General features: G+C 70.2%; 1 protein-coding gene. It reads left to right on the forward strand.

The features are described from left to right. On the forward strand, nt 1-654 hold a 654-nt coding region (locus tag G3I71_RS45445), incomplete at both ends, for an AIR synthase-related protein (RefSeq protein ID WP_239149769.1).

Consider the following 654-nt stretch of genomic DNA (forward strand, 5'->3'; position numbering starts at 1 on the left):
TGCACGGCGTCGTGTCGGGCGTCGGCGGGTACGGCAACAGCCTGGGCCTGCCGAACATCGGCGGCGAGCTCGTGTTCGACGCCTGCTACCAGGGCAACCCCCTGGTCAACGCGCTGTGCCTGGGCGTGCTCCGGCACGAGGACATCCACCTGGCCAACGCGTCGGGCGTCGGCAACAAGGTCGTGCTGTTCGGCGCGCGCACGGGCGGCGACGGCATCGGCGGCGCGTCGATCCTCGCGTCCGAGACGTTCGACGACGAGATGCCGAGCAAGCGCCCGTCGGTGCAGGTCGGTGACCCGTTCATGGAGAAGGTGCTCATCGAGTGCTGCCTCGAGCTGTACGCCGCGCGCGTCGTCGAGGGCATCCAGGACCTGGGTGCCGCGGGCATCTCGTGCGCGACGAGCGAGCTCGCGTCGAACGGTGACGGCGGCATGCACGTCGACCTCGAGAACGTGCTGCTGCGCGACCCCACCCTGACGGCCGGCGAGATCCTCATGTCGGAGTCGCAGGAGCGCATGATGGCGGTCGTCAGCCCCGAGAAGCTCGACGAGTTCCTCGCGATCACCGCGCGCTGGGACGTCGAGACGGCCGTGATCGGCGAGGTCACGGGCACCGGGCGCCTGACGATCGACCACCACGGCGACCGCATCGTCG

The sequence above is a fragment of the Streptomyces sp. SID12501 genome (genome assembly GCF_010550245.1).
GTDB lineage: Bacteria > Actinomycetota > Actinomycetes > Streptomycetales > Streptomycetaceae > Streptomyces.